At 68.2% G+C, this 25,944-nt stretch carries 25 protein-coding genes; 6 read left to right on the forward strand and 19 right to left on the reverse strand.

Going from position 1 to position 25,944, the window contains the following annotated elements; all coding sequences use genetic code 11:
• Positions 1-2: 2 nt before the first annotated feature.
• The 3 genes from glpX to hisF are packed head-to-tail and all read right to left on the reverse strand — an operon-like array spanning position 3 to position 2,379.
• Positions 3-971, reverse strand: a complete 969-nt coding sequence (glpX, locus tag L0C60_RS01900; RefSeq protein ID WP_267962558.1) for a class II fructose-bisphosphatase — start codon at positions 969-971, stop codon at positions 3-5.
• Between the two features lie 18 nt (positions 972-989).
• A complete protein-coding gene (gene hisIE, locus L0C60_RS01905; protein ID WP_234504507.1) occupies positions 990-1,616 on the reverse strand; it encodes a bifunctional phosphoribosyl-AMP cyclohydrolase/phosphoribosyl-ATP diphosphatase HisIE in 627 nt (208 codons plus the stop codon).
• 4 nt (positions 1,617-1,620) lie between these two features.
• Positions 1,621-2,379, reverse strand: coding sequence for an imidazole glycerol phosphate synthase subunit HisF (gene hisF / locus L0C60_RS01910; RefSeq protein WP_234504511.1), 759 nt, complete (start codon positions 2,377-2,379; stop codon positions 1,621-1,623).
• 55 nt (positions 2,380-2,434) lie between these two features.
• Between hisF and trmFO the strand changes: the two genes are divergently transcribed.
• A complete protein-coding gene (gene trmFO, locus L0C60_RS01915; protein ID WP_234504517.1) occupies positions 2,435-3,763 on the forward strand; it encodes a methylenetetrahydrofolate--tRNA-(uracil(54)-C(5))-methyltransferase (FADH(2)-oxidizing) TrmFO in 1,329 nt (442 codons plus the stop codon).
• Here the strand turns inward: trmFO and L0C60_RS01920 are convergent.
• The 6 genes from L0C60_RS01920 to uvrC form a co-directional block, all read right to left on the reverse strand.
• Positions 3,744-5,186: a Mur ligase family protein gene (locus L0C60_RS01920; RefSeq protein ID WP_234504518.1), complete on the reverse strand. Its 1,443-nt coding sequence runs from the start codon at positions 5,184-5,186 to the stop codon at positions 3,744-3,746. The two genes, trmFO and L0C60_RS01920, sit on opposite strands and share 20 nt — an antisense overlap.
• Positions 5,183-5,791, reverse strand: a complete 609-nt coding sequence (locus L0C60_RS01925) for a deoxynucleoside kinase (protein ID WP_234504520.1) — start codon at positions 5,789-5,791, stop codon at positions 5,183-5,185. The genes L0C60_RS01920 and L0C60_RS01925 overlap by 4 nt, the downstream gene beginning before the upstream one ends.
• A gap of 1 nt (position 5,792) precedes the next feature.
• Positions 5,793-6,392: a deoxynucleoside kinase gene (locus tag L0C60_RS01930; RefSeq protein WP_234504523.1), complete on the reverse strand. Its 600-nt coding sequence runs from the start codon at positions 6,390-6,392 to the stop codon at positions 5,793-5,795.
• A 3-nt stretch (positions 6,393-6,395) separates the two neighbouring features.
• Positions 6,396-7,439 carry a S1C family serine protease gene (locus tag L0C60_RS01935; RefSeq protein ID WP_234504524.1) on the reverse strand — a complete coding sequence of 348 codons (1,044 nt, stop codon included), beginning with the start codon at positions 7,437-7,439 and terminating at the stop codon, positions 6,396-6,398.
• 4 nt (positions 7,440-7,443) lie between these two features.
• Positions 7,444-9,222, reverse strand: coding sequence for an arginine--tRNA ligase (locus L0C60_RS01940; RefSeq protein WP_234504526.1), 1,779 nt, complete (start codon positions 9,220-9,222; stop codon positions 7,444-7,446).
• Positions 9,223-9,286: 64 nt separating this feature from the next.
• Positions 9,287-11,074, reverse strand: coding sequence for an excinuclease ABC subunit UvrC (uvrC, locus tag L0C60_RS01945; RefSeq protein ID WP_234504529.1), 1,788 nt, complete (start codon positions 11,072-11,074; stop codon positions 9,287-9,289).
• A gap of 14 nt (positions 11,075-11,088) precedes the next feature.
• Between uvrC and L0C60_RS01950 the strand changes: the two genes are divergently transcribed.
• Positions 11,089-12,051, forward strand: a complete 963-nt coding sequence (locus L0C60_RS01950) for a dipeptidase (RefSeq protein ID WP_234504532.1) — start codon at positions 11,089-11,091, stop codon at positions 12,049-12,051.
• On the opposite strand, the gene L0C60_RS01955 is transcribed toward L0C60_RS01950, so the two are convergent.
• A complete protein-coding gene (locus tag L0C60_RS01955; RefSeq protein ID WP_234504535.1) occupies positions 12,034-12,438 on the reverse strand; it encodes a PaaI family thioesterase in 405 nt (134 codons plus the stop codon). The two genes, L0C60_RS01950 and L0C60_RS01955, sit on opposite strands and share 18 nt — an antisense overlap.
• Positions 12,439-12,459: 21 nt before the next feature.
• On the opposite strand from L0C60_RS01955, the gene L0C60_RS01960 reads away from it, so the two are divergent.
• Genes L0C60_RS01960 through L0C60_RS01970 form a run of 3 tightly spaced genes read left to right on the forward strand, consistent with a single transcriptional unit; the run spans position 12,460 to position 13,866 of the window.
• Positions 12,460-13,086: an alpha/beta fold hydrolase gene (locus L0C60_RS01960; RefSeq protein ID WP_234504538.1), complete on the forward strand. Its 627-nt coding sequence runs from the start codon at positions 12,460-12,462 to the stop codon at positions 13,084-13,086.
• On the forward strand, positions 13,083-13,448 hold the full coding sequence (locus L0C60_RS01965) for an alpha/beta fold hydrolase (protein WP_234504541.1): 366 nt from the start codon (positions 13,083-13,085) through the stop codon (positions 13,446-13,448). The genes L0C60_RS01960 and L0C60_RS01965 overlap by 4 nt, the downstream gene beginning before the upstream one ends.
• A 1-nt stretch (position 13,449) precedes the next feature.
• On the forward strand, positions 13,450-13,866 hold the full coding sequence (locus L0C60_RS01970) for a hypothetical protein (RefSeq protein WP_234505154.1): 417 nt from the start codon (positions 13,450-13,452) through the stop codon (positions 13,864-13,866).
• Here the strand turns inward: L0C60_RS01970 and truD are convergent.
• From truD to L0C60_RS02010, 8 genes are read right to left on the reverse strand one after another with little or no spacing between them, the layout of a single operon-like run.
• Entirely contained in the window at positions 13,863-14,939 is a 1,077-nt protein-coding gene (gene truD / locus L0C60_RS01975; protein WP_234504544.1) for a tRNA pseudouridine(13) synthase TruD, read from the reverse strand. The genes L0C60_RS01970 and truD overlap by 4 nt on opposite strands.
• 14 nt (positions 14,940-14,953) lie before the next feature.
• Positions 14,954-16,666, reverse strand: coding sequence for a M3 family oligoendopeptidase (locus L0C60_RS01980; protein WP_234504547.1), 1,713 nt, complete (start codon positions 16,664-16,666; stop codon positions 14,954-14,956).
• Positions 16,667-16,683: 17 nt separating this feature from the next.
• A complete protein-coding gene (locus tag L0C60_RS01985) occupies positions 16,684-17,751 on the reverse strand; it encodes a branched-chain amino acid ABC transporter permease (RefSeq protein ID WP_234504550.1) in 1,068 nt (355 codons plus the stop codon).
• A gap of 1 nt (position 17,752) precedes the next feature.
• Positions 17,753-19,606 (reverse strand): AMP-binding protein, encoded by a 1,854-nt coding sequence (locus L0C60_RS01990; protein ID WP_234504552.1) that lies wholly within the window; start codon positions 19,604-19,606, stop codon positions 17,753-17,755.
• 3 nt (positions 19,607-19,609) lie between these two features.
• Positions 19,610-20,359, reverse strand: a complete 750-nt coding sequence (locus tag L0C60_RS01995) for an ABC transporter ATP-binding protein (protein WP_234505158.1) — start codon at positions 20,357-20,359, stop codon at positions 19,610-19,612.
• The gene (locus tag L0C60_RS02000; RefSeq protein ID WP_234504554.1) at positions 20,359-21,135 is read right to left on the reverse strand and encodes an ABC transporter ATP-binding protein; all 777 of its coding nucleotides are present in this window, start codon (positions 21,133-21,135) and stop codon (positions 20,359-20,361) included. Before L0C60_RS02000 ends, L0C60_RS01995 begins: the two co-directional genes overlap by 1 nt.
• The gene (locus L0C60_RS02005; protein ID WP_234504556.1) at positions 21,135-22,010 is read right to left on the reverse strand and encodes a branched-chain amino acid ABC transporter permease; all 876 of its coding nucleotides are present in this window, start codon (positions 22,008-22,010) and stop codon (positions 21,135-21,137) included. Before L0C60_RS02005 ends, L0C60_RS02000 begins: the two co-directional genes overlap by 1 nt.
• A gap of 36 nt (positions 22,011-22,046) precedes the next feature.
• Complete coding sequence (locus L0C60_RS02010) at positions 22,047-23,231, reverse strand: ABC transporter substrate-binding protein (RefSeq protein WP_234504557.1); 1,185 nt, start codon at positions 23,229-23,231, stop codon at positions 22,047-22,049.
• An 86-nt stretch (positions 23,232-23,317) separates the two neighbouring features.
• On the opposite strand from L0C60_RS02010, the gene L0C60_RS02015 reads away from it, so the two are divergent.
• Positions 23,318-24,754, forward strand: a complete 1,437-nt coding sequence (locus L0C60_RS02015) for a lyase family protein (RefSeq protein ID WP_234504560.1) — start codon at positions 23,318-23,320, stop codon at positions 24,752-24,754.
• Between the two features lie 196 nt (positions 24,755-24,950).
• On the opposite strand, the gene L0C60_RS02020 is transcribed toward L0C60_RS02015, so the two are convergent.
• A complete protein-coding gene (locus tag L0C60_RS02020) occupies positions 24,951-25,883 on the reverse strand; it encodes an NAD-dependent epimerase/dehydratase family protein (protein WP_243092432.1) in 933 nt (310 codons plus the stop codon).
• Positions 25,884-25,944 lie beyond the last annotated feature (61 nt).

The following is a 25,944-nucleotide window of genomic DNA, read 5'->3' on the forward strand; positions in this document are numbered from 1 at the left end:
GTTTAGACCCTGATGGTGACCCGGGCCCCGGTTTCAAAGAGGTGGATGGAGTCAATAAAGCGCACCACCCGGGTGGCGTGGCCCATGACGATGGAGTGGGTCCTGGCCCCCCCGCCGAAGAAGCGCACCCCTTCCAGGATGTCCCCGTCGGTGATGCCCGTGGCGGCGAAGACGATCTCCTTGCCCGGGGCCAGGTCCTCCGTGCGGTAAACCCGGTGCTCGTCCCCGCCCATGGCCCTAAGCCGCGCCCGCTCCTCCTCGTTCTGGGGCACGAAGCGGGCCTGGATCTCCCCGCCTAAGCACTTGAGGGCGGCGGCGGCCAGGACCCCTTCCGGGGCCCCGCCGATGCCCATGACGGCGTGGACCCCCGTGCCCCGGATGGCGGCGGCCAGGGCGGCGATCACGTCCCCGTCGGAGATGAGCTTGACCCGGGCCCCCGCTTCCCGGATCTCCCGGATGAGCCTTTCGTGCCGGGGCCGGTCCAGGACCACGATGACCAGGTCCTCCACTGAGCGTTGCAGGGCCAGGGCCAAGGCCTTCAGGTTGGCGGAAACGGGCCAGGTGAGGTCCACGAGCCCGGCGGCGGGCGGGGGAACGATGAGCTTTTCCATGTACATATCCGGGGCGTGGAAAAGCCCCCCCTTTTCGCTTAGGGCGATGACGGTCACGGCGTTGGGCAGGCCCTTGGCGGCGGTGGTGGTGCCCTCCACGGGGTCCACGGCGATGTCCACCTCCAAACCCCCCTGCCCCAGGACCTCCCCGATGTAGAGCATGGGGGCCTCGTCCATCTCCCCCTCGCCGATGACCACGGTGCCCCGGATGGGGAGCTCGTTGAGCACCCGGCGCATGGCCTCGGTGCCCGCTTCGTCCACCGCCTCCTTGTCCCCCTTGCCGGCGAAGCGGCTTGCCGCCAAGGCCGCCTGTTCCGTCACCCGCACCACTTCCAGGACGAGCCTGCGCTCAATTTCCATGGTTCCATCATAAAGGGCCTAGCCCTGGGGCCGGTGCCGGGCCCAGAGGGTTTCCGCCAGGTCCTCTAACCCCACCCCCTCCTCCGCCAGGGTGAGGAGGAGGTGGAAAAGGAGGTCCGCCGCCTCGTGGCGCAGTTCCTCCTTGTCGTGGTTCTTGGCGGCCAGGATCACCTCTCCCGCCTCCTCCCCGATCTTCTTCAGGATGCGGTCTAGGCCCGCCCGGTGGAGCCTCGCCACGTAACTCCCCTCGGGAAGCGTCCTTAGCCTTTCCTCTATGGTGGCGTAGACCCTTTCCAGCACCTCCCCGAGGCCGGGGGCGGCGCTTTCCCGGAGGAGAGGGCGGTGGAAGCAACTCCTTTCCCCCGTGTGGCAGGCGGGGCCCTGGGGGAGGACCTTGTAGACCACGGCGTCCCCGTCGCAGTCCAAGAGGACCTCCACCACCTCCTGGTAATGCCCCGAGGTCTCCCCCTTGCGCCAGAGGGCTTGGCGGCTTCGGCTATAGAAGGTGCTCCGCCTGGTCCTTAGGGTTTCCTCCAGGGCTTCCCGGTTGGCGTAGGCCAGGGTGAGGACCTCCCCCGTGCGGGCGTCCTGGACCACCACCGGGACCAGGCCCCTTTCGTCAAAGCGCACCGCCTCCAGGTCCATGCCCCTAGTCTAGCCGCACCCGCACGCCCCTTTCCGCCAGGAAGCGTTTGAGCTCGGGGATTTGGATCTCGCCGAAGTGGAAGACGCTGGCGGCTAAAGCGGCCTCCGCCCCCGCCTGGAAGGCCTCGAGGAAGTGCTCCTCCTTCCCCGCCCCCCCGCTCGCAATCACGGGCACGTTCACCGCCTCCGCCACCTGGCGGGTGAGCCTTAGGTCGTACCCCTCCTTGGTCCCGTCCCGGTCCATGCTGGTGAGGAGGATCTCCCCGGCCCCCAGCTCGGCCCCCCGCACCGCCCACTCCACGGCGTGGAGGCCCGTGGGCACCCTCCCCCCCGCGATGTAGACCTCGGGGAAATCCCCCCGCCACCGGGCGTCAATGGCCAGGACCACCGCCTGGGCGCCGAAGTGGTCGGCGAGCTCCTGGATGAGCTCGGGCCGCTTCACGGCGGCGGAGTTCACGCTCACCTTGTCCGCCCCGGCCAGGAGAAGCCTCCGGGCGTCCTCCAAGGAACGCACCCCCCCGCCCACGGTGAGGGGGATGAAGACCCTTTCCGCCACCTGGGCCACCACGTCCAGGAGGATGGCCCGCTCCTCGTGGGTGGCGGAGATGTCCAAAAAGACGAGTTCGTCCGCCCCCGCCTGGTCGTAGGCCTGGGCCGCCTCCAGGGGGTCTCCGGCGTCCTTCAGGTTCACGAAGTTCACCCCTTTGACCACCCGGCCGGCGTGGACGTCCAGGCAGGGGACGATGCGCTTGGCGAGGCCCATCGGGGCCAGTATAGGCCACTTTTCCCTTCCTCGCCTGGATGGTAGCATCTAAAGGATGGAACGGGTGAACGTGGTGGGCGGGGGCCTTGCGGGAAGCGAGGCCGCCTGGACCCTTTTGCGCTTAGGGATCCCCGTGCGGCTTTTTGAGATGCGCCCGAAGCGCATGACCCCGGCCCACAGCACGGGGCTTCTCGCCGAGCTCGTCTGCTCCAACTCCCTGGGCGGGGAGGGCATGGCCAACGCCAAGGGGCTTTTGCAGGCGGAGATGCGCCTTGCGGGAAGCCTCGTCATGGAGGCGGCGGAAAGGGCCCGGGTCCCCGCCGGGGGGGCCTTGGCCGTGGACCGGGAGGAGTTTGGCGGCTTCATCACGGAAAGGCTTTCCCGCCACCCCTTGTTGGAGCTCGTGCGGGAGGAGGTGGTAGAGATCCCAGAGGGCCTCACCGTCTTGGCCACGGGGCCCCTCACCGCCGAGCCTTTGGCCGAGGCGCTAAAGCGCCGCTTCGGCGACCACTTCCTCTCCTACTACGACGCCGCAAGCCCCGTGGTGCTTTACGAGAGCATTGACCTCAGCAAGTGCTTCCGCGCCGGGCGCTATGGGCAGAGCGCCGACTACCTCAATTGCCCCATGACGGAGGAGGAGTACCGCCGCTTCTACGAGGCCCTGGTGGCGGCGGAGAAGCACCAGCCCCACGACTGGGAAAACCTCCAGTTCTTTGAGGCCTGCGTGCCCGTGGAGGAGCTCGCCCGGAGGGGCTACCAGACCCTGCTCTTTGGGCCCATGAAGCCCGTGGGGCTCAAGGACCCCCGCACGGGGAAGGAGCCTTTCGCCGTGGTGCAACTCCGCCAGGAGGACAAGGCGGGGCGGCTTTGGAGCCTGGTGGGCTTCCAGACGGGGCTCAAGTGGCCCGAGCAGAAGCGCCTCATCCAGATGATTCCGGGCCTGGAGAACGCCGAGATCGTCCGCTACGGGGTGATGCACCGCAACACCTACCTGAACGCCCCGCGGCTTCTCAAGGAGACCCTGGAGTTCAAGGGGGCGGAGGGGCTTTTCGCCGCCGGGGTGCTCGCCGGGGTGGAAGGGTACCTGGAGAGCGCCGCCACGGGCTTTTTGGCGGGGCTCAACGCCGCAAGGCGCGCCCTGGGCCTATCCCCCGTGGCCCCGCCCGAGGAGAGCCTGCTCGGGGGGTTGGTCCGCTACCTGGCCACGGCCAACCCCGAGGGCTTCCAGCCCATGTACGCCAACTGGGGCCTGGTGCCTCCCCTCGAGGGCCGCATGGGGAAGAAGGAAAAGCGGGAGGCCATGTTCCGGCGGGGCCTCAAGGCCTTTGAGGACTGGCTCGCCGCCCTAAACCCCCCTTTGCCCGCTAAAGCCCCCGCGCCCTAAGGGCCTCCTCCGCCACCTCCCGCTCGTTCCAGGGGAGGGCCTCTAGGCCCCTTTCCAGGGTGCGCTCGTGCCCTTTGCCGGCGAGGAGGACCGTGTCCCCTTCCTGGGCCTCGAGGACCGCCTGGAAGATGGCCTCCTTTCGGTCTGGCACCAAGAGGAACCTCCCCCCTTCCCGCCGGGCCGCCTCCGCCAGGGCCCCTAGGATCTCCTCCAGGGGCTCCGTGCGGTGGTCCTCCTCGGTGAAGAAGGTGAGGTCGGCGAGGCGGGCCGCCACCCGGCCGATGTCCTCCCGCCTTTGCCTGTCCCGCTCCCCCGCCGCCCCCACCACCAGGAGAAGCCTTCCCCGGGTGGTGCGCCGCAGGGTCTTTAGCGCCTCCTCCAGGCTTTTCCCGGTGTGGGCGAAGTCAATCACCACCCGAAAAGGGTGTGCCCGCACCACCTCCATCCGCCCCGGCACCCCGGGGAAGGTGGCAAGCCCCGAGAGGACCGCTTCCAGGGGAAGCCCCAAAAGAAGGGCTCCTCCCGCCGCCATGAGGGCGTTTTCCACGTTGTAGGCCCCGAGGAGGGGCAGGAAGGCCTCCCCTTTCCCCCAGGGGCTTTGGAGGCGGAAGCGGAGGCCTTCCTCCTCCTCCCTTACCCCTTCCGCCCGCACCTCCCCCCCGGGCCCCACCAGGAGGTGGGGCCGCTTCTTCAGGGCTTCCAGGTGGGGGAGGGCGGTGTGGAGTACCGCCACCTCCGAGCGCTCCACCAGGAGGGCCTTGGCCCGGAAGTAGTTCTCCGCCGTGCCGTGGAGGTCCAGGTGGTCGTCGGGGTAAAAGCTCACGAAAAGCCCTACCCGGTAGAAAAGCCCCTCCACCCGCTTCAGGGCCAGGGCGTGGCTGGAAACCTCCAGGACCGCCGCTTTCAGGCCCAGGTCGGCGGCCTCCCGCAGGAAGGCGTAGACCTCGGGGGCCTCGGGGGTGGTGAAGTGGCCCACGGGGGGCCTCGCCTCGCCCCCAAGCTTCAGGCCCACGGTGGAGAGGAGGGCGGCCTCCACGCCCCCCGTCTGGAGGAGGTGGTGGAGGAGGCTTGCCGTGGTGCTCTTCCCCTTGGAGCCCGTGACCCCGAGGAGGGTGAGGGCCTGGTCGGGCGCCCCATAGAAGCGGCGGGCGAGGCGGGCGAGGGCCAGGCGGGCGTCCTCCACCTTGAGGTAGGGCACGGGCAGGGAGAGGTCCTTTTCCCCCACCACGGCGATGGCCCCCCGGGCCAGGGCCTCGGGGATGAAGGCGTGCCCGTCCAGGGGCTTGCGGTGGGGAAGGGGTACCCCGGGGACGGCCACGAAGACGAAGCCGGGGGCCACCCGCCTCGAGTCCAGGGTGATCCCCCGCACCGTCTGGGGCGGGGCCTCTAGGCCGAAGGGGGCGAAGAGCTCCTTTAGGGTCATGGCCTCAAGAGGGGGCGGAGGGCGTCCAGGAGGGCCTCCTTGGCCCTTTCGTCCTCCACGAAGTCCACCTGGTCCCCGTCCACCACGTGGACGGGGGAGAGCTCCCAGGAGGCCAAAAGGTCCTCGTATAGCCGGTTCAGGGCGAGGAGGTAGGCATCGGGGATGCCCCGCTCATAGGGGCGGCCCCGCTTCGCAATGCGCCTTCTTAGGGTGGGGAGGCTTGCCCGGAGGTAGATGAGGAGGTCGGGCTTGCGCAGGGCGGGGGCCACGCTGTGGAAGAGCTCCAGGTAGGTCCGCCAGTCCCGCTCGGAGAGGTACCCCTCCCGGTAGAGGTTTTGGGCGAAGACGAAGGCGTCCTCGTAGAGGGTGCGGTCCTGGACCACGCGGGGGCTTCCGTTCACCTCCAGGAGGTGTTGCCGCACCCTTCTCGCCAGGAAGAAGACCTGGGAGGGGAAGGCGTAGGCCCCCATGTCCCGGTAGAAGTCCTCCAGGTAGGGGTTTTCGCTCACCGCCTCGTACACGGGCTTGAGCCCGAAGGTTTCGGCGAGGAGGGCGGTGAGGGAGCTCTTGCCGCTTCCGATGTTGCCGGCGATGGCCACGTACATGCTATACCCCAAGGGAAAGATGGGCCTTCACCAGGGCCACCACCCGCTCCCGGTCGGGGCCTTCCTGGGAATAGTCCCATTGGTCCGCCTCGAGGACCAGGAGGGGATGGGGATAGCGGGCGAAGTGGCGCTCGTAGGCCTCGGACAGGGCCTCCAGGTAGGCGGGGTCCATGTCCGCCTCAAAGGGCCTTCCCCGCTTGCGGATGCGCTCCAGGAGCACGGGAACCGGGGCCCTTAGGTAGAGGGTCAGGTCGGGGGCGGGAAGCCTGGGGGAAAGCTCCCGGTAAAGCTCCAGGTAGAGGTCCCACTCGGGGCCTTCCAGGGTGAGGCTGGCGAAGATGGCGTCCTTGTCAAAGAGGTAGTCCGCCACCACCCCGCCGAAGAGGGGCCTTTCCCTCAGGCGGGAAAGCTGCCGGTAGCGGGAGAGGAGGAAGAAGACCTGCGCTTTAAAGGCGTAGCGCTTCCTGTCCTGGTAGAAGAGGGGCAGGAAGGGGTTTTCCTCCACCACCTCCAAAAGAGGCTCCGCCCCCAGGGCCTCGGCGAGGAGGCGGGCCAGGGTGGTCTTGCCCACCCCGATGGGGCCCTCAATGGCCACGTACACGCTTCACCTCCTGGGCCGGGCCACCATGGTGAGGGTGGCCTCGAGGCGCCGCCCCTCCCGCCAAAGGGTGAGGCGCACCCGGTCCCCGGGGCGGAAGCGGGCGATGAGCCGCACCACCTCCGCCTTGTCCTTCACCGCCTTGCCGTTCACCGCCAGGATCACGTCCCCCAGGGCCAAAAGCCTTCCTTGGGCGTCCCGCTGGGCTCCCCGGAGGCCCGCCCGGGCGGCGGGGCTTCCCGGCTCCACCCGGTCCACCATGGCCCCTTGGGTGGTGGTGAGGCCCACCGCCCTAAGGAGCACGGGGGGAAGCTCGTCCAGGCTCACCAGGCTCGCCCCGAGCCACCCCCTTTGCGGGATGCCGAAGCGCTCCAGGTCCTGGACGCTCTGGGCGGCGAGCTCCGCCGGGATGGCCACCCCGATCCCCCCCACCCCGGATGGCCCCCCCACCACGTCCGCCACCACCCCCACCACCTCCCCCTGGAGGTTCAGAAGGGGGCTTCCCGAGTTGCCCACGGTGAGGGGGGCGTCCGTGAAGAGGTACTCCCCCACCTCGGCCCCGAGGCTCGGGTCGGGGGTGGGGACCTCGAGGGGGCCAATTCCCGAGAGGATCCCGTAGGAGGCCAGGGGCCCCTGGCCATAGGGGAAGCCCACCAACACCACCCCCATCCCCAAGGGAAGGCTCGCCGTGGGCGTTTTGCTAAAGGAGAGGACCCCTGGGGCCTGGACCCCTTTCACCGTGAGGAGGGCCAGGTCAATCCCCGGGTCCACGGCGAAGCGCTCCGCCGGGAAGGTGCGCCCGTCCGTGAGGCGCACGGTGAGGTCTTGGAGGTCCTGGACCACGTGGTAGTTGGTCACCACCCGGAAGGGGCTCACGAAGAAGCCCGTGCCCACCACCTGGTCCTCCCCGGGGGCGGTGGGGGTGCCCTGGATGCGGACCACGGCCGGCAGGGCCTTCTTGATCACCTGGCTTCGCGCCACCTCCTCGGGGGAGGTGAGGCGTTGGCCGAAGGCGGTGAAGAGGAGGAGGGCCAGGAGGGCGAGGCGCATGGCCTTACATTACCTCGGGGGCGGGGATGCCGAGGAGGCCCAGGCCCGCCCTTAGGGTTTCCTGGAGGCGGAGGACCAGGCCGAGGCGGAGCTCCCTCAGGCCCTTGGGGGCGGTGAGGACGGGGGTGGCGGCCTTGCCCCCTTCCTTGGCGTTGTAGTAGGCGTTCCAGGCCGCCGAGAGGTCCAGGAGGTACTGGGCGAGGACGTGGGGGGTCTTCTCCTCCGCCGCCTCCAAGACCGCCTCCTCAAAGTCCAAAAGGCTTAGGGCCAGGGCCCGTTCGTAGGGGGTGGCCTGGGCGAGGTCCGGCTCGCCCCACGCCTCCGCCTTGCGCAGGATGCTGTGGGCCCGGGCGTGGGCGTACTGGATGTAGGGCCCCGTGTCCCCGTCAAAGGAGAGGGCTTCGCTGTAGCGGAAGTCAATCTGCTTCTTGGGCTCCGTCTTCACCATGGCGAAGCGGATGGCCCCGAGGGCCACCATTCCCGCCGCCTCCTCCTTGGCGGGGTGCTCGGGGTTTTTCTCCTCAATGATGGCTAAGGCCCTGCGCTTCGCCTCCTCCAGCACCTCGTCCACGCTCACCGCCACGCCCTTCCTTCCCGACATCTGCTTGCCCTCCAGGAGCACCGTTTCATACGCCAGGTGGAAAGCCCCTTGGGCGAGCTCGGGGTGGCCCACCAGGGCCAAGGCGGCCCGCACCAGGGCCTGGGGGTGGCTTTGGCGGACGTCAATGACGTTGATGGTCTCCCGGGCCCTGGGGGTGTAGGCCTCCCCCTCGGGGGCGCTCGTCCTCAGGCCGGGGTAGAAGGGGTTCTCGTAGGGGCGGAAGCGAAGGCCCTCCAGAAGCCCCATCTTCCAAAACTGGAAGGCGATGTCCTTGGCGTAGTAGGTGGCGGCGCCCCCGGAGCGCACCAGGACGAAGTAGGGGTCCTCGAGGCCCGGGATGAAGGGGCTGGCGTCCATGACCAGGGCCCCGGCGTACTTCCCCTCCTGGGGGCGGAAAACGTAAGGGCTCCCTTCCAAAAGGGCCAAGGCCTTGCCCAAAAGCCCCGCCCGCACGATGTCCGACTCCCAGACCAGGAGGTCGTAGTGGGCGTTCAGGGCGCGCATGGTGGCGAGCTGGGCCAGGAGGATGCGGTTCACCTCTTCCCTCAGTTCCCCCCGCTCCAGGGCGTGGAGGACCTCTTCTATGCCGGGCTGGAGCTTTTCGTACTCGGGGTCTTGGTGGAGGCGCACGTAGGCCCTGCCGGCGAAGTGGTCGTACTTCTCCTTCCCGTCCCAGGTGAGGCCGTAGTGCCTGAGGGCGAAGAGGGTTTCCGCCGCTTGGCGCCCGGTGTCGTCAATGTAGTTGAGGACCAGGACCTCCCGCCCGGCGAAGGCCAGGATGCGGGCCAAGGCGTCCCCTAGGGCGATGTTCCTCAGGTGGCCCACGTGGAGCTCCTTGTTGGGGTTCACGGAGGTGTGCTCAATGAGCACCAGGCCCTCCCTCTTGGGGAAGGGCCGTTTCTCCTTTAGGGCTTCCTTCAGGAGGTCCTCCGTGCGCAGGCGGAAGTTCAGGTACCCCCCCACGGGGATGGCCTCCTCCACGAAGGGGGGAAGCTTCAGGCGTCCTTGGAGCTCCTCGGCGATGGCCTGGGGGGGCTTCTTGAGCTCCTTGGCCAGGGCGAAGAGGGGGACCCCGTAGTCCCCGGGCTTGTCCTTGGGGGCCCGGGCCACCTTGAGCCTCAGGTCCAGGCCCATCTCCTTCAGGGCTTCGTGAATGGCCTCTTCCAGGGCGCGGCGCACCATCAGGGCCCCATCATAAGGGTTTCTCCCCGGGGTGGGGCCTTTGGGGCCAACGAGAAGGGGGCGGCTACGCCCGGTCCGGGTGCGCTTCCCCTAGGGCGGCCTTGAGGGCCTCCGCCGCCTTCCGGTTCATCCCCGGCAGGCGGGCGAGCTCCTCTAGGGGGGCTTCCCGTAGGGCCCTAAGCCCCCCGTAGCGCTCCAAGAGCGCCCGCCGCCTCGCCTCCCCGATGCCGGGGATCCCCTCCAGCACCCTAAGAAGCTCCCGGCTCCGCTCCTTCTGGTGCTGCTTAAGGCCGTTTTGGTGGGCCTCGTCCCGTAGGTGGATGAGGAGCCTGAGGGCGGGGTGGGTGAGGGGGAGGCGGATCTCCCGCCCTTCAGGGGTCACGAGGACCTCCTCCCTCTTGGCAAGCCCCACCAGGGGGAGGCTGAGCCCCGCCCTTTCCAAGGCCCGCTCTGCCGCCCGCACCTGGCCCAGGCCCCCGTCTATGAGGAGGAGGTCGGGGAGGGGCATCTCCTTCAGGCTTCCCGTGTAGCGGCGGTAGACGCCTTCCTCCATGGCCTGGTAGTCGTCGTTCCCCGCCCTTAGGCGCATGCGGCGGTACTCCTGGCGCTTGGGCTTGCCCCCTTCAAAGACCGCCAGGGAGAAGATGCGGGCCTGGCCCTGGAGGTGGCTCACGTCGTAGGCCTCTATGCGGAAGGGGCGGGTGGGCAGGGCGAGGAGGTCCTGGAGGGCCTTCAGGGCGGGGTGGTCTCCCCGGCGCTCCCGGGCCTTGAGCTCGGTTTCCAGGGTGAGGCGGGCGTTCCTTTCGGCGAACTCCAACAGCCTCGCCTTCTCCCCCCGCTGGGGCACCCGGACCTCCACCTTCCGGCCGGCCCGGCGGCGGAGGAGGGCTTCCAGCCCGGAGAGGTCCTCCAAGGGAAAGGGGAGGAGGACGAGGGGGGGGAGGGGGGAAGCGGTGAGGTAGTGGTCCCGGAGGAAGGCCCAGAGGATCTCCTCGTCCGTGGCCTCCTCCTTCTCCACCACCCGGCTGATGCGGCCCAAGACCCTCCCCCCCCTCACCTGGAAAAGCTGTACCACGGCCAGGGCCCCCGCCCGGGCCAGGCCCAGGAAGTCCAAATCCCCAAGCTCCGGGTCAAAGGCCTGCTGGCTCGTGGCGAAGAAGGCCCTTAGGGCCTCTATCTGGTCCCGGATCTCCGCCGCCCGCTCAAACTCTAGCTTTTGGGCCGCCTCCCGCATCTGGGCCTCGAGGCGGGCCAAAAGCCAGTCCACCTTCCCCTCTAAAACCGCCTCCACCTGGCGCACCACCTCCCGGTAGGCCTCGAGGTCCGCCTTGCCCACGCAAGGGGCGAGGCAACGCCCCATGCTGTGGTTCAAGCAGGGGTAGCGCCTCCGCCGCATGGGGTAGCCCGAGTTCTTGCGCAAGGGGAAGAGGCGGTCAATGAGGGTCTTGATGCGCCTTAGGGCCCCCGCCTCGGGGAAGGGCCCAAAGTACTTGGCCCCGTCCTCCTCCACCCGCCGCACCACCAGGAGGGTGGGGAAGGGCTCGCGGGTGAGCTTGAGGAAGGGGTAGTGCTTGTCGTCCTTGAGGAGGACGTTGTAGGGGGGGCGGTGGGCCTTGATGAGGTTGGCCTCGAGGAGAAGGGCCTCCACCTCGTCCCGGGTGGCGATGAACTCCAGGGCCGTGGCCTCCTGGGCGATGCGCTGGGCCTTGCCCTCGGCGTGGAAGTAGCTTCTGACCCGGCCCCTCAAGCTCTTGGCCTTGCCCACATAGAGCACCTCGTCCCCCCGCTTCCAGAGGTAGACCCCGGGGGCTTCGGGAAGGGGGGGAAGTTCCTCGGGCCGCACAAATCCCATTGTAGAGTTTCCCCATGGAGCCCGTCATGGTGGACGCCCACCTGGACCTGGCCTACAACGTTCGGGCCCTGGGCCGGGACCTGACCCTTCCCCTCGAGGCCCTTCGGGCGGAAGACCCCCACCCCGACACCCCCCTGGTCACCCTCCCGAGCCTGAAGGAAGCGGGGGTGGCGGTGGCCTTTGCCACCCTCTTCACTGACCCTCGGGAAGGGGGAAGGGAGGACTGGCTGGAAGAGGTCTACGCCCAGCTCGCCCTCTACGAGGCTTGGGAGGAGCGGGGCCTGGTGCGCCTCCTGCGGGAGGGGAAAGACCTCGCCCTTCACCTCGCCCGCTACCCGGAAGACGGCGTCCTGGGGCTCGTCCTCCTCCTGGAGGGAGCCCACGCCCTGGAAACCCCCGAGGACCTCCTTCCCCTTAGGGAAAGGGGCCTAAGGCTCCTTTCCCTCACCTGGGCCACGCAGAACCCCTACGCCGGGGGGAACGCCGAGGAGGGGCCCCTCACGGAGCAGGGGAGGGCCCTCCTCCGGGAGATGGAGCGGCTTGGGGTGGCCCTGGACCTCTCCCACCTGGCGGAGGAGGCGGCCTGGGAGGCCCTTGGGGCCTATGGGGGGCCGGTCTGCGCCACCCACGCCAACTGCCGCGCCCTCTGCCCAAGCCCCCGGCACCTCTCCGATGCCCTTCTTCGGGCCTTAGGGGAAAGGGGCGGGGTCTTGGGCCTCGTGCCCTTCAACGCCTTCCTGGACCCGGGCTGGCGGCGGGGGATGGCAAGGCTTCCCCTGGAGGCCTTCCTCCGCCACAAGGCCCATGCGGAAAGCCTCCTCGGGCCCAAGGGCGTGGGCCTCGGCACGGACTGGGACGGAGGGTTTGGCCTTCAGGCCACCCCCCTCGGCCTGGAGCGCCACCGGGACCTCAGGGCCTTAGGGGATGCGGGCTTCTTGGGCGGGAACTGGCTGGCCTGGCTAGCTACCTGGTTCTAGGGGCACCACCGCCAGGGTGCACCGGCTTGCGGCGACTAAGCGCTCCTCCTCGTCGTAAACCTTCACCTCCCAGACCTGGGTGGTGCGGCCCACGTGCAGGGGCCGGCCCACGGCCCGGATCACCCCGCTTTGCTTCTTGCGGATGTGGTTGCAGTTGATCTCCAGGCCGAAGGCGGCGTGCCCTGGGGGGCAGTTGAGGAACCCCCCCACGCTGGCCACGCTTTCCGCCAGGGCCACCGTGGCTCCCCCGTGGAGGAAGCCAAAGGGCTGGTGGACCTTGGGGGTCACCGCCAGCTCCGCCACCACCTCCTCGGGGGTGAGCTTCAGGTAGCGCACCCCGAGGGTTTGGTCCAGGGTTTCCCTCTGCAAGAAGGCGGGAAGCTCCATGGCCTGGAGTATAAAGGGGGGGTGGGCGAGGTGCGGCTCTTTCCCGGCCTTCTCTCCCCCCCGGCGGGGCTGGACTTCCTCAGGCTTCCGGCGGAGGAGGGGCTTCACCTGGTGGCCTTCGGGGAGGGGGCCCTCGAGGCCTTGCGGGTGGCCTTCCAGGAGGAGGCCAAGAGCCTCGTGCTCCTTTCCCCCATCCTCCGGCGGGATGCCCTTCTCACCGCCAAGCTGAAGGCCCTTCGCTTCGGCCTGGAAAGGGGCGGGGTGGAGGGGTTTGCCACCATCGGGCGGGCTCTTTTCTTTGGCCCCCTGGCGGCGGGAAGCGAGGAGGTCTTCCAGGTGTGGCGGGAGGGCCTGAGCGAGGAGGGGGTGCGGGCCTGGCTGGAGCGGCTGGAGGGCCTTGGGGACGAAAGGCGCTGGCTCAGGGGCACGAAGGCCCGGGTCCTGGTGGTCCAAGGCGCCCTGGACGCCTTCACCCCGCCCCACCACGGCCAGGAGGTGGCGGACTTCGCCAAGGGGGAGGCTTTGCGCTTCAGCGTGGAGGAAGCGGGCCACCTGGTGCCTTGGGAGGCCCTGGAGGAGGTGCGCTCCTTGGTGGCGGACTTCCTCCTTGGGGAAAGCTTCCGGCTTCCCGGGGGGCTTGCCCTATGAGGCGGAGGGGCTACCTGCACCTTTACGGGCTTCCCCTGGTCTTTGAGCGGGTGGGGAAGGGTCCGCCCGTCCTCCTCCTCGCCGAGGAGGCCTCCCGCTGGCCCGAGGACCTCCCCGAGGGGTACACCTTCTACCTCCTGGACCTCCCGGGCCACGGGCGCACGGGAGGCCCCCCCATGGCTCCGGAGGAGCTCGCCGAGTACGTGGTGGGCTTCCTGGTCATGCTCAACCTGGGCTCGCCCCCCATCCTCACCCGGGGCTTGGGGGAGGCGGTGGGGAGGGTGCTCGCCGAGCGGGGCTATCGGGTGTTCCCTGGGGGTAATCTCACAACAACCTTGTCAAAAGCGTTTAGCGTTTTGTAGGATTTTGGCGGTGGCCCTGGGCTTGGCCTCGGTCCAGTTTTCCTTGGAGAACCGAAAGCCCTCCTTGGCCCTTGTGGGCGGTACCCAGGGCTTTGGGGCGGAGCTTTCCTGGCACTGCCTCCTCTTCCAGCCCCCGGTGGGGGAGGTCCGGCTCGCCCTGGACGTGGCGTATACCGTGGGCGGTGCCTGGAACGGCGCTCTCCTCTTCCGCTACCTTTACCCCGTGGCGGAGGGGCTCAAGGCTGGCGTGGGCCTGGGGGCGGTCTTTCCCGGGTTTAGCGAAGCCAAGTTCTACTTCCGCGCCGACGCCGAGTACGACCTGAAGGCGGCCCTGGGGGCTCCCCTCTTCCTGGGCGGGGACGTGGGGCTTGCCGGCGGGGTCTTGGCCGCCCAGATGAAGCTCGGCTACCGCTTCTAGGCGGGAAGGTCCTGAGGGGGAGGGAGTTCCTCCCCCTCGTTCTCTTCTGGGGCGTCCACCTCCACCTTCATCACCTCCCTTAGGAGGCTTGTGGCGTAGCTCCCCTTGGGGAGGAAGAAGGCGAGCCAAAGGCCTTCCGGGCTTTCCTCGAGGCGCCAGTCCGCAAGGGGTACCCGGATGGGCCGCCTGGCCCCCCGGCGGGCCCTGAACTCCTCCCGCCTCAGGTCAAAGCGGGCCAGGATCTCGTCCTCCAAGGCCCGGGCTTCCCCTTGGGCCTCCGGGTACTTCTTGCCGAAGAGGGGCCCCGTGGCGCTGATCTCTAGCCTCAGGGCCCTTTCCGCCTCCTCCGGCCTTTCCACCAAAAACTCCCCCCCCGTGGCGTGCTTCTTGGCCCAGTCCCCGGGGATGACCCGGTCGTAAAGCCCCCGCTCCATCCTCAGGGCCACCCACTCGTTGAAGAGGAGGCTTTGCAGGCTGCCGATGAGGAAGCGCTTAAGCCAGGGGCTTCCCCGCCCCTTGCCCTTTTTCACGAGCTCGTAGCCCCTCACCGGATTAAGCCCGCCGAGGCCGAAGCGCTGGGGCCCGTAGTAGTTGGGGACCCCCTTTTCCTCCAAGAGGCGCAGGATGGCCTCGGCCCTTTCCCGCTCCTTGGCCCCCCGGATGAGGATCCGGAAGCGGTTGCCCTTGAGGTGGCCCGTGCGGAGCTTGTTGGTGTGGAGGTCGGCGGCGAGGAGCCTCACCCCCTCGAGGTTTTCCAGGAGGCAGAGGGCGTCCTCGTACTTCCTGGGGATGGAGAACCACTGCCGGGTGCGGGCGCGCTTGTCCTTTAGCCCCGCCACCCCGATCTCCTTCTCTGGCACCCCCACCTCGTCCCGCAGAAACTCCAAGACCTCCCGGGTGGTGCGGCCTTCCTTTTCCAGAAAGAGGTAGAGGTGCTCCCCTTCCCCTTGGGGCAGGTAGGCGGGCACCTCCTCCACCTGGAAGTCCTGGGGCTCCACCCGGATGGCCCCCCCTACCCCGGGGAGGTCCTGGGTGAGGAAAGGGTAGCGCTCGGGCCGATAAACGAGGTCCATCCCCCCATTCTCGCCTAGGAGAGGGCCTTTAGCCAAGCCTCCAGGACCCCGAAGCCGTAGCGGAAGAACTCCTCCGAGGCGAGCTCTACCCCCGCTTGCCGGAGGATCTCCTTGGGGCTTTGGCTCTCCCCGGCCTTGAGGACCTCCAGGTACTTGGGCACGAAGGCCTTCCCCTCCTCCAGGTAGCGCCCGTACAGGGCGAGGACCACCAGGTACCCGAGGGCGTAGCTGTAGGTGTAGAAGCGGTAGTGGACGAAGTGGGGGATGCCCGCCCAGGCCGCCCGGTCCAGCTCCGTCCAGGCCACGGCGTCCCCGTAAAGCCTTTCCTGCTCCCGTTGCCAGACCTCGTGGAAGGCCTCCGGGGAGAGGGCGGCTTCTTGGCGGGCCTCGAGGCTCTTCCTTTCAAAGAAGGTGTACATCACCTGGCGGAAGAGGGTGTTGATGGCGTCCTCCAGCCGCTCGGCCAGGAGGAGGGTTTTTTCCTCCCCGGAAAGCCTTTCCATGAGGAGGTCGTCCAGGAGGAGCTCGGCGAAGACGCTGGCGGTTTCCGCCAGGGGGGTGGAGGCCCCGAAGTTGAGGAGGCGTTGCCCCCGGGCCAGGTAGAAGTGCACCCCGTGCCCGAGCTCGTGGGCTAGGGTGTGGGCGCTATCCAGGTCGTCCGTGTGGTTGAGGAGGACGTAGGGGTGGGTGGAGGGAAGCCCCCCGGAGCAGAAGGCCCCGCCCCGCTTGCCGGGCCTGGGGTAGACGTCAATCCAGCGCTTTTCAAAGAACTCCCGGGCGATGGCCTCCATCTCCGGGGAGAAGCGGCGGAAGGCCTCGAGGACCAGCTCCTTCGCCTCCCCGAAGGGCACCTTGGGCTTCTCCCCCAGGGGGGCGAGGAGGTCTTGGCTTGGCGTCCTCTCCAGGCCGAGCCTTTTGGCCTTGAAGCGGTAGTAGGCCTCCACCAAGGGGTAGTGAGCCTCCGTGGCGGCGAGGAGGGCCTCAATGTCCTTAACCTCCACCTCGTCCCTTAGGGCCACGGGCTCCAAGGGGTGGCGGTAGCCCCTTAGCCTTAGCTCCTGGAGATAGTCCAGATAAACCGCGTTAAAGACGGCGCTCAGGGTGGGGGCCTCGGCCAAGAGCTTCCCGTAAAGCGCCCGGTGGGCCTCCCGCCGCACCTCGGGGTCGGGGTCGCGGCGGAGGGCGCGCACCTCCATCTCCGTGAGCTCCTTGCCCCTTAGGGAGAAGCGGAAGCGGCCCGTGTACTCCGTGTAGAACTGGCTCCAGGCGCTCCTGCCCACCAGGGCCTTCAGGTTCAAAAGCTCCTCCTCCCTCTCCGAAAGGGTGTGGGGGGCGTAGGCCCGCTGCCTCAGGAGGAAGTGGCGGAGGTCGGCGAGCCCTGGGTGGTCTAGCAGGGCCTCAAAGGCCTCCTCCGGAAGCCGCCTCAGGGCCACCTCCAGGGGCACGAGGCGGTTTCGCACCTCGGTGAAGCGGTTCCGCACCCGGTCCAGGAGGGCCTTGGCCGCGGGGTCCTGGGTCCGGGTGGCGAAGTAGAGGCTAGCGAAGTTGAGGGGCTTGTAGGCCTTCTCCAGGGCCTCCTCGTAGCGGCGGAAGAGGCTTGGGGCCTTTTCGGGAAAGGAGAGGTCCTCGGGGTTTAGGCCTGCCGCCAGGGCGAGGGCGGCCTCGAGGTCCGCCATGATCCCCGGATCCTCGGGGCCGCTATAGAGGTCGGAAAGGTCCCATTCCACGGGAGCCAGTATAGCCCTTAGTAGGGCAAGGGCCAGGTGCGGAAGTAATTCCGTATCCTGCCCCAGAGGCCCACGAGGCCCAAGGGCTCCAGGATGAGGAAGAGGAGGATAAGAAGGCCGAAGGCCACGTTGCGCCAGGCGGCCAGGGTGGCGGCGTACTCGGGGCCTAAGGCCCCCACGAAGCTATTCAAGACCTCCGGGATGAGGAGGACGAAAAAAGCCCCCAAGACCGCCCCCAGGACCGTCCCCGCCCCGCCCACGATGACCATGGCCAGGTACTGGATGCTCACGCTCAAGGGGAAGTACTCCGGGGTCACCGCCTTGTAGAGCTGGGCCAAAAGCCCCCCTGCCACCCCGGCGTAGAAGGCGGAAAGGGCGAAGGCGAAAAGCTTCACCCGGGTCAGGTCTACCCCTGCCACCCGGGCGGAGAGGTCGTTGTCCCGCACGGCGTTGAAGGCCCGCCCGGCCCGGGTCATGAGGAGGCGCTTGCCGTAGAAGAAGAGGGGCAGGGCGAAGAGGAGGACCAGGTACCAAAGCCTTTCCGGCGTGTCCAGCTTGACGCCCAAGAGCTCCGCCGGGGGCAGGGTGCGCCCCCTGATCCCCCCCGTCACCGCCTCCCAGTTCTTGAAGACGTAGTCCGCCAGGAACTGGAAGGCCAAGGTGGCGATGGCGAGGTAAACCCCTTTAATGCGCAGGGAGGGGAGGGCGAGCACCAGGCCCAAAAGGGCGGCGATGCCCCCGCCCAGGAGGATGCCCAAGGGGGCGAGGGGCCCGAAGAGGTGGCTTGCCGCATAGGCCCCCACGCCCATGAAGGCGGCGTGGCCCAAGGAGATCTGCCCCGCTCCGCCCACCAGGAGGTGGAGCCCCAGGGCGGAGAGGGCGCCGATGGCCACCAGGGTGGCCACGTACATGGGGTAGGGCCCAAGGAGGAAGGGGAGAAGAAGGAGGAGAAGGAGAAAAACCCAGAGGGCGAGCCGCCCCAAGGGGGTGGAGGCGTAGGCCTCGTCCTCCCGGTAGGTTTCCCGCACCGCCCGGGCGAAGCGGCGGCTAAAGGCGTCGGTGAGGCTTTTAGAAAGGGCGTACACCTTACACCTCCTGGACCTCGAGGACCGCTTCCAGCCGCCCTTCCCCCTCGAGGTAGCGGATGGGCAGGCTCACCTCTACCCGGCCCCCCTCCCCGTAAAGGGCCTGGATCACGGGGGCGTAGCGGTGCTCCACCACCTGGCGGCGCACCTTGCGGGTGCGGGTGATCTCCTCGTCGTCGGGGTGGAGTTCCTTGGGCAGGATGGCGAAGCGCTGGATGCGGAGCTTTTCCGGCAGGGTCCGATTCACCATGCGGATCTCCTCGGCGATCAAGGCCCGCACCTCGGGGCGCTCCGTGAGGGAGAGGTAGGTGGTGAAGGGGATGCCCCGCCTTCGGGCCCAGTTCTGCACGTTCTCGGGGTCTAGCTCCACCAAGGCGGTCACGAAGGGCTTCCCGTGGCCCAGGACCACGGCTTCCCGGATGTAAGGGGAGTACTTCAGGCGGTTTTCCAAAAACTGCGGGGCGAAGCGGGTGCCGTCCGCCAACGCCCCCACCTCCTTCACCCGGCCCAGGATCACCAGGTGCCCCCGCTCGTCAAAGAAGCCCGCATCCCCGGTGCGGAAGTAGCCGTCCTCCGTGAAGCTTTCCCGGGTGGCCTCCTCCTGCTGGAAGTAGCCCAGGAAGACCTGGGGGCCCTTTACCTGGATCTCGCCCTCCGGGCTTATGCGCACCTCCGTCCCCGGCAAAGGAGGCCCCACGGTTTCGGGTGGGGCGTCCCCGGTGGCGTGGGCGGTGGTGGCGGCGGCGGTTTCCGATTGGCCGTAGACCTGCCGGATGTCCAGGCCGAGGGCGCGGAAGAAGGTGAAGACCTCGTTCCCCAAAGGCGCCCCCCCGGTGACGGCGATGCGGCAGGCAGCGAGGCCTAGCCTGGCCCTTAGGGGCCTGGCCACCAGGGGGTAGAAGAGGGCCCGCTTGAGGTTTAGCCAAAGCCCCACGGGCTCGCCCCTGAACTCCCGGCTTGCCCCTTCCAGGAGGGCGCCCATCCCCACCCGGTAAACGAAGGCCTTGAGGAAGTCGGCGTCCTGCATGCGGCTTTGGATGAGGCTCGCCATGTCCTCCCAAAGCCTCGGGGGGGCCAGGAAGAAGTCGGGCTGCACCTCCTTGAGGTCCTCCCGCAAGGTGGTGGGGTCCTCGGGGAAGTGGACCGTGGAGCCTTCCACGAGGCTTTGAACCACGGTGAGCATCTGCTCGCCGATCCAGGGCAAGGGAAGGTAGCTAAAGACCCAGGCCCCCTTCTGGAAGCCCAAAGCTTGGCGCAAGGCCTCGTGGCCGGCCAGGAGGTTTTGGTGGGAGAGCATGGCCAGCTTGCTCCGCCCCGTGGTGCCCGAGGTGGGGGCGAGGAGAGCCACCTCCTCCGGGTGGCGCCTTCGCACCGCCTCTTCCCCCAAGCGCGCATCGCCAAAAGCCTGGCTGAACCGCCGCACCTTGCCCCGGAAGTGGCGGCTCATCCCCGCCTCCTCCCAGACCAGGACGAAATCCACCAGGTGGAGGTGGGGGTAGACCTTGTCCAGCTGTTCCTCGTCGGCCACCACGATGCCCCTGGCCCCCGTGAACTCCAGGAAGTAGCCCACCTCCTCGGGCATGGCGTCGGCGTAGATGCCCATGGGGAGGGCGCCCAGGGCCTGGGCGGCGAGCTCCGCCTCCACCCACTCGGGGGCGTTGTGCCCCAGGATGGCGAGGACCTCGCCTTCCTTCAGGCCCAGGGCCTCTAGCCCTCCCGCCAGGCGCAAGACCTTCTCCCAAAGCTCCCGCCAGGAGGTCTTCTGCCAAACCCCAAGCCGCTTCACCCTGAGAGCCGGGGCCTCTGGGGCCTCCTTGGCGTGGCGGTAAAGGTGTTCTAAGAGGGTCCCTTTCATGGCTTAGGCATGGCCCAGGTAGGCTTCCACCACCTTGGGATCCTTTCGTACCCCTTCCGGGGGCCCGTAGTAAAGCACCTCCCCATAGGAGAGGACCAGGACCCTGTCGGAAAGCTCCAGCACGGCCCTTAGGTCGTGCTCCACCCAAAGGAGGGTGACCCCCCATTCCTCCCGGGCGTCCAGGAGGAAGCGGGCCAGGTCCTGCTTCTCCTCTAGGGCGAGGCCCGCCATGGGCTCGTCCAGGAGGAGGAGTTTGGGGCGGCCCGCCAGGGCCCGGGCCACCTCCACCCGTTTTTGCAGGCCATAGGGGAGCATTCCTGCCGGGGCGTGGCGGTAGGGGGAGAGGTGGAGGTAGTCCAGCACCTCCTCGGCCCAGGCCCTAAGCCGCCACTCCCTTTCCGCCTTGGGGAGGCCCAAGGGGTAGCTGGGGAGGGCGAGCTCCGCTCCCAGCTTCACGTTGTCCAACACGCTCATGCCCCGGAAGATCTCTAAGCCCTGGAAGGTGCGGCCAAGGCCCATGCGGGCCCTTTCCTGGGGGCTTTTCCCCTTGAGGCTTTGCCCCAGGAAGACCACCTCTCCCTTTTCCGGCTCGTACACCCCGGAAAGGACGTTGAGGAGGGTGGTCTTGCCCGCCCCGTTGGGTCCGATGACGGCGAAGAACTCCCCCTCGGTCACGGCGAAGGCCACCCCGGCCAGGGCCTTGACCCCCTTGAAGGAAAGGTGCAGGTTTTGGGCCTCGAGGATCACCCCCATCACACCCACCTCTTCCGCCTGCGGTAACGGCGGGCCTGCCGGAAGCCCACCTCCTCCTTGCCCAGGTAAAACTCCATCACGTCCTGGTCCTCTCTGGCAGCCGCTTTGTCCCCCTCAAAGACCACCCGGCCCCGCTCCAAAACATAGACCCGATCCACGATGGCCAGGGCAGCCCGGGCGTTTTGCTCCACCAGGAGGAGGCTTAGCCCTTTTTCCCGCCGGAGGGCGTCCAGGGTCCGCATCACCTCCTCCACCAGCTTCGGGGCGAGGCCCAAGGAGGGCTCGTCCACCACGAGAAGCCTAGGGCGGGTGAGGAGGGCCATGCCCAAAAGGAGCATCTGCTGCTCCCCTCCCGAGAGGTAGCCCGCCTGCTCGTGGCGGCGCTCGTAGAGGCGGGGGAAGCGGGCGAAGACCTCCTCTATCCCCTCCTTGAGCTCCCTGGGGCTTAGGCGGTGGCCCGCCGCCACCAGGTTCTCTAGGGGCGTGAGGTAGCGGAAGAGGGGCCTGCCCTCCAACACCGCCGTGAGGCCCATCCTGGAGAGGCGCACGGGGTCCAGGTGGGTGGTGTCCTGGCCGAGGAAGCGGATGTGCCCGTCCAGAACCCGCCCCTCAAACTTGGAAAGAAGCCCGGCCACGGCCCTCACCAGAGAGCTTTTCCCCGCCCCGTTGGGGCCCAAAAGCGCCACCGCCTCCCCGTCCCCCACCTCCAGGGAAACCCCGTCCAGGGCCAGGATCACCCCGCGGTAGACCACCTTGAGGTTCTCCACGGAAAGCATCACACCCTCTCAATCTGCCGTTCGCCCAAAAGCCCGTAAGGCCTCACCAAGAGCACCAGAAGGACCACCAAGAAGGGCAAGGCCTCGGTGAAGCCCGGGAGAATGGGTTCCAGGTAGCGTTGGGAAAGGGCCTCCAAGACGCCCAGCAAGAACCCGGCGAGAAGCGCCCCGCCCACGGAGTCCAAACCCCCCAGGATGGCCACGGGGAAGACCTTCATGCCGAAGAAGACCAGGTTGTGCCCCACCCCGCTCGCCACCGCCAAAAGCGCCCCCGCCAAGGTGGCGAGGAGGGCGGAAACCCCCCAGACCCCGGCCAGGATGCGGGCGGTGGGGATGCCCAGGGCCAAGGCGGCCACCTCCCGCTCGGAAATGGCCCGTACCAGGATGCCGTATTTGCTCCGCCTTAGAAGCCATAGAAGGCCAAGCCCTAGAGGGAGGGCCAAAAGCAGGTTCCACACCGCCCGGGAGGACACAAACACGCCCCCTGCCTGGAACCCCAGGTCCGGCAGGCTTCCTGCCAGATACTTGAGGTCCGGCCCCCAAAGGAGCTGGACCCCCCCGTCCAGGGCCGCCGCCAGGCCGATGGTGGCCATGATGACCGCCACCACGTTCCGGCCCAATAGGGGCCTTACGAAACCCCGTTCCACCAAGACGCCGAAGAGGAAGGCCAGGGGCAAGGCGCCCAGGATGGCCAAGGGGAGGGGCAGGAAGAGGGCGAAGGTGTAGGTGAGGTAGGCCCCCACCAGCAAGAACTCCCCGATGGCGAAGTTCACCACGCTGGTGGCCCGGTAGACCAGGACGAAACCTAACGCCAGGAGTCCGTAAAGGGCTCCGTTGGCTAGGCCGCCCACGAGGTAGGGCAGGAGGTCGGACACGGATCCTCCAAGGGGGTAGGCCGAAAGGGGAGGCCTTTAGGCCAGCTTGATCCAGTCGGTGATGGCGTTGAAGCGCCCGTCCCGCACGCTCGCCCGGTAGAGCTTGGTGTAGGGCAGGCGGTGATTGACGAACTGGTAGCTCCGTTGCAGGCCCAGGCCGTTGTAGTCCCCGAGCTTTTCCAGGTGCTCCACCAACCCGGCCCGGGTGAGCTTCCCCGCCGCCGCCGCCCGGCGCATGGCCTCGGCCACGGCCAGGGCCACGGCCAGGCTACCCATGTAGTAGGTGGGGCGGTAGGAGGTGTCCCGGCCCTTGCGCTGGCGGAACCTGCGCATCTCGTCCACGGCGGGCACCAGGGTGTCGTACCAGTAGGCGTTGTGGTAGGTGACGGTGAAGCCCTCCGCCGCCGGGCCCGCCCGCTGGATGAGGGCGAGCTCCGCCGAGTAGTACGTGCCCATGAACCGGGCCTGCAAGCCCTGCTCCCGGGCGGTGCGGAGGATGAGGGGCTCCGCGGAGAGGGCGTAGCCTTGGAGGATCACGTAATCGGGGTTGGCCCGACGGAGGTTCAGCACCACGGGGGTGGCGTCGGTGAAGGCGGCAGGGGTTACCTCCTCGTGCACCACCTCCATGCCCAGGGCCTTGGCCCGTTCCTTCACGTAGGGGATGGGGTCGCGGCCGAACTCCGTGTTGGAGTAAACCAGGGCGATGCGGGCCCGGGCCTTCTCCAAGCGGATCTGGCGCAGGAGGGCCTCCATCATGTCGTTGTAGGTGGGGCCGAAGACGAAGATGGTGGGGTAGGTCTTGGGGTCGGCGAGCTCGTTGGCGAAGCTGGTGGCGGAGTAGGGGAGGCCCAGGCGGGCGATCTCGGGGGCCAGGGCCTTGGAAAGCCCCGTGGAGTCCCCGTAGACGAAAAGGAGCTCGTCTGGCCTTTCGCGGGAAAGGACCCGGTTGAAGGCGGCGGTGCCCTTGGCCACGTCGTAGCCCGTGTCCTCCACGATGAGCTCAAGCCTACGGCCGCCGATGCCGCCTAGGACCTCGTTCACGTAGTCCACCCCGTCCACGAAGCCTTCCCGCCCGGCGTTCCCGGCGAAGGCGAAGGGCCCCGTGAGGGGCAGGAGGGTGGCGAGCTTCACCGGCCTGGCCTGGGCCAAGCCGATGTACGGCACGCCCAAGGCCGCCAAGGAACCCACGCCCACTTTCCGCAAAAACTCCCTGCGCTTCATGTTTGCCTCCTTCCCGCTTTGCTTGCGGCCAACATAACACGGGGGCTTTTCCCCCGTCAACGGGCCTTGCGGACTAGGATGGGAGCATGCGCTGGCATGGGGTCTACCGTCGGCACGTGCTTGCCCCCCACTACCGCTTCGCCCGGGAGCGCCTGGTGCCCCACTTCTTTGACGCCCTCACCGCCTATGCCCTAGAGCTTGCCCGCCTGGGCCTCCCCAAGGCCAAGGAGGCGGTGTTCGCCCTGAGGGAGCTTCGCACCCTGCCCCTTCCCAGCTTCACCGGGGAGGTGGAGGACGTCTTCTTCTCCATCCAGCTCCAGCTTTCCGAGCACTGGGGGGAGGAGGTGGCGGGGGCCGTGCGCCGGGGCCTTTCCCGGAACGATCTGGACCTCACCGTCTTCCGCGCCTACTTGAAGGACCAGGTCCTTGCCCTTCTCGGGGATTTTCTGCGCTTGCGGCGTGCCCTCTTGCGCCTGGCGGAGGCCCAGTTCGGCGTGCCCCTCGTCCTCGCTACCCACCACCAGCCGGCCCAGCCCTCCACCTTGGACCACTACCTCCTTGGGGTGGAGGCCCTTCTAGAGCGGGACTACCGGAGGCTTGTCCATGCCCTTGCCACCCTGGACCGCTCGCCCCTGGGGGCAAGCGCCCTGGCGGGCAGCCCCTACCCCGTGGACCGGGTGCGCCTCGCCCACCTCTTGGGCTTCCAGGGGCCCATAGAGCACACCTTGGATGCCGTGGCCGCTGGGGATTACGCCCTAGAGCTCGCCTTCGCCCTGGCGGGGTTGGGGACAAGCCTTTCCCGCCTCCTCACCGACCTCCTGGCCTGGGCGGCCCGGGGGGCCTTTGTGGTGGGGGAAAGCCTCGCCCAAGGGTCCAGCTTCATGCCGCAAAAGCGAAACCCGGTGGTGCTGGAGCACGCCCGCATCCGGGCGGGGAACCTTTTGGGCGGGGCGGGGGTTTTGCCCTACCTCAACCACAATACCCCCTTCACCGACCTCAACGACCACTCCACGGGTGTTTTGGAGCCCTTGGCCAACCTTTTGGCCGAGGCGGAGGCAGCCCTAGAGCTCACCCGGGTAGCCCTGGAGGAAAGCCGCTTTGAGCCGGCCCTTCTCCTGGAGGCCCTTTCCCCGGAGGTCTTGGCCTCGGAGGCGGTGGACTTGCTGGTGCGCAAAGGGGTTCCCCTCCCCGAGGCTTACCGCCGGGTGCGGGGGGCTTTGCCGGGGGTGCGGCCCGAGCTTTTGGGGGTGGACCGGGAGGAGCTGGTGGCCTGGATGAGCCTCGAGGCCTTCTTCGCCCGGCGGGAGGTCCTGGGGGGCGTGGGGCCGGAGGCCAGAAGGAAGGCGCTAAGCGGGGCCAAGAAGCGCCTCCGGGAGGACCGGAAGGCCCTAGCCGCCCTGCGGGCTAGGGTGCGGTTGGCCCGCAGGCGCCTCCTCACGGAGGACCCGGAGGGTCAGGAAGGCGTGGAGGGTCTTGGGGAAGGGGGCGAGGTAAAAGGCCAGGAGGAGGAGTCCAAGCCCTAAAAGCTTGGGCAAGAAGAAGGCCAGGCTTAAGGCGAAGAGAACGGCCGTGAGGACGTAAACCAGGCCCCCTAGCCCCTGCGCCCCCAACCGGGCCAGGGCCAAAGCTACCCGGCCTCCCCCCAGGACCGCAGCGAACCATCCCGGGCGGAGGAACCGTACGCTCATACCCCCTCTTTGGATGGGGGAGGGGGGTATGTCAACGCCCTTGGAAATACGCCACCGTGCGCCGGATGCCCTCCTTGAAGCCCACCTCGGGACGCCAGCCGTGGGCCATGAGCTTTAGGGGCGAAAGCACGCTCCGCTCCAAGTCCCCTGGGCGGGGAGGGGCGGGGTTTACCTCGGGCGTCTTCCCCGCCGCCTCGGCCACGGCCTCCAGCACCTCCTTGGTGGTGTGGCCTTCCCCGGTCCCCACGTTGTAGACCCCTTCTAGGCCCTTTAGGGCCAGGTTGTGGGCCCGCACCACATCCTCCACGTAGATGTAGTCCCGCACGCACCCTTCGTCCCCTGGGTTCTTGCGGGCGTAGAGGGTGACGGGTTCTCCCTTCAGGACCCTTTCGGCGAAGATGGCCACCACCCCCGCCTCCCCGTGGGGGTCTTGGCGGGGCCCGTAGACGTTGGCGTAGCGCAGGGCCACCCATTTGAGGCCGTAGTTCTGGCCATAGGCGGAGAGGTAGTGCTCAAAGCTGGCCTTGCTGGCGGCGTAAGGGCTTTTGGGCCTGGGGGGCCAGGTTTCCTCGGCGCTTTCCCCTTCCGGCACCTCCCCGTAGATGGCCCCACCCGTGGAGGCGAAGACCAGCTTCTCCACCCCCCACTTGCGGCAGGCCTCGAGGAGGTTTAGCCCCCCCATGAGGTTCACCTCAAAGTCCAAAAGGGGGTTTTCCACGCTCACCTTCACCGAGGCCTGGGCGGCCTGGTGGGACACGTGGGTGGGGCGGAACCCGCGGAAAACCCGCTCAAGCCCCTCCCTATCCCGTAGGTCCACCTTGTAGAAATAAATCCCCTGGGGGACGTTTTCCCGCTTGCCCGTGGCCAGGTTGTCCAGGACCGCCACCTCCACCCCTTCTTTCCATAGGCTTTCCACGATGTGGCTGCCGATGAAGCCGGCACCGCCTGTTACCAGTACCCGCATGCTTCCTCCCGGGCCTAAGCCCTAATCCAGGCTACTTTACCGAGGGGGGTTCCCCAAGGCA

It is taken from the genome of Thermus hydrothermalis (assembly GCF_022760925.1).
GTDB classification, from domain to species: domain Bacteria; phylum Deinococcota; class Deinococci; order Deinococcales; family Thermaceae; genus Thermus; species Thermus hydrothermalis.

Bases quoted from the DNA above. Each gene is read 5' to 3' on its own strand.
- glpX (WP_267962558.1), bottom strand. From the start codon at position 971: ATGGAAATTGAGCGCAGGCTCGTCCTGGAAGTGGTGCGGGTGACGGAA.
- hisIE (WP_234504507.1), bottom strand. From the start codon at position 1,616: ATGGACCTGGAGGCGGTGCGCTTTGACGAAAGGGGCCTGGTCCCGGTG.
- hisF (WP_234504511.1), bottom strand. From the start codon at position 2,379: ATGGGCCTCGCCAAGCGCATCGTCCCCTGCCTGGACGTCCACGCCGGC.
- trmFO (WP_234504517.1), top strand. From the start codon at position 2,435: ATGGAACGGGTGAACGTGGTGGGCGGGGGCCTTGCGGGAAGCGAGGCC.
- L0C60_RS01920 (WP_234504518.1), bottom strand. From the start codon at position 5,186: ATGACCCTAAAGGAGCTCTTCGCCCCCTTCGGCCTAGAGGCCCCGCCC.
- L0C60_RS01925 (WP_234504520.1), bottom strand. From the start codon at position 5,791: ATGTACGTGGCCATCGCCGGCAACATCGGAAGCGGCAAGAGCTCCCTC.
- L0C60_RS01935 (WP_234504524.1), bottom strand. From the start codon at position 7,439: ATGCGCCTCGCCCTCCTGGCCCTCCTCCTCTTCACCGCCTTCGGCCAA.
- L0C60_RS01940 (WP_234504526.1), bottom strand. From the start codon at position 9,222: ATGGTGCGCCGCGCCCTGGAAGAGGCCATTCACGAAGCCCTGAAGGAG.
- uvrC (WP_234504529.1), bottom strand. From the start codon at position 11,074: ATGGGATTTGTGCGGCCCGAGGAACTTCCCCCCCTTCCCGAAGCCCCC.
- L0C60_RS01950 (WP_234504532.1), top strand. From the start codon at position 11,089: ATGGAGCCCGTCATGGTGGACGCCCACCTGGACCTGGCCTACAACGTT.
- L0C60_RS01955 (WP_234504535.1), bottom strand. From the start codon at position 12,438: ATGGAGCTTCCCGCCTTCTTGCAGAGGGAAACCCTGGACCAAACCCTC.
- L0C60_RS01965 (WP_234504541.1), top strand. From the start codon at position 13,083: ATGAGGCGGAGGGGCTACCTGCACCTTTACGGGCTTCCCCTGGTCTTT.
- truD (WP_234504544.1), bottom strand. From the start codon at position 14,939: ATGGACCTCGTTTATCGGCCCGAGCGCTACCCTTTCCTCACCCAGGAC.
- L0C60_RS01990 (WP_234504552.1), bottom strand. From the start codon at position 19,606: ATGAAAGGGACCCTCTTAGAACACCTTTACCGCCACGCCAAGGAGGCC.
- L0C60_RS01995 (WP_234505158.1), bottom strand. From the start codon at position 20,359: ATGGGGGTGATCCTCGAGGCCCAAAACCTGCACCTTTCCTTCAAGGGG.
- L0C60_RS02000 (WP_234504554.1), bottom strand. From the start codon at position 21,135: ATGCTTTCCGTGGAGAACCTCAAGGTGGTCTACCGCGGGGTGATCCTG.
- L0C60_RS02010 (WP_234504557.1), bottom strand. From the start codon at position 23,231: ATGAAGCGCAGGGAGTTTTTGCGGAAAGTGGGCGTGGGTTCCTTGGCG.
- L0C60_RS02015 (WP_234504560.1), top strand. From the start codon at position 23,318: ATGCGCTGGCATGGGGTCTACCGTCGGCACGTGCTTGCCCCCCACTAC.
- L0C60_RS02020 (WP_243092432.1), bottom strand. From the start codon at position 25,883: ATGCGGGTACTGGTAACAGGCGGTGCCGGCTTCATCGGCAGCCACATC.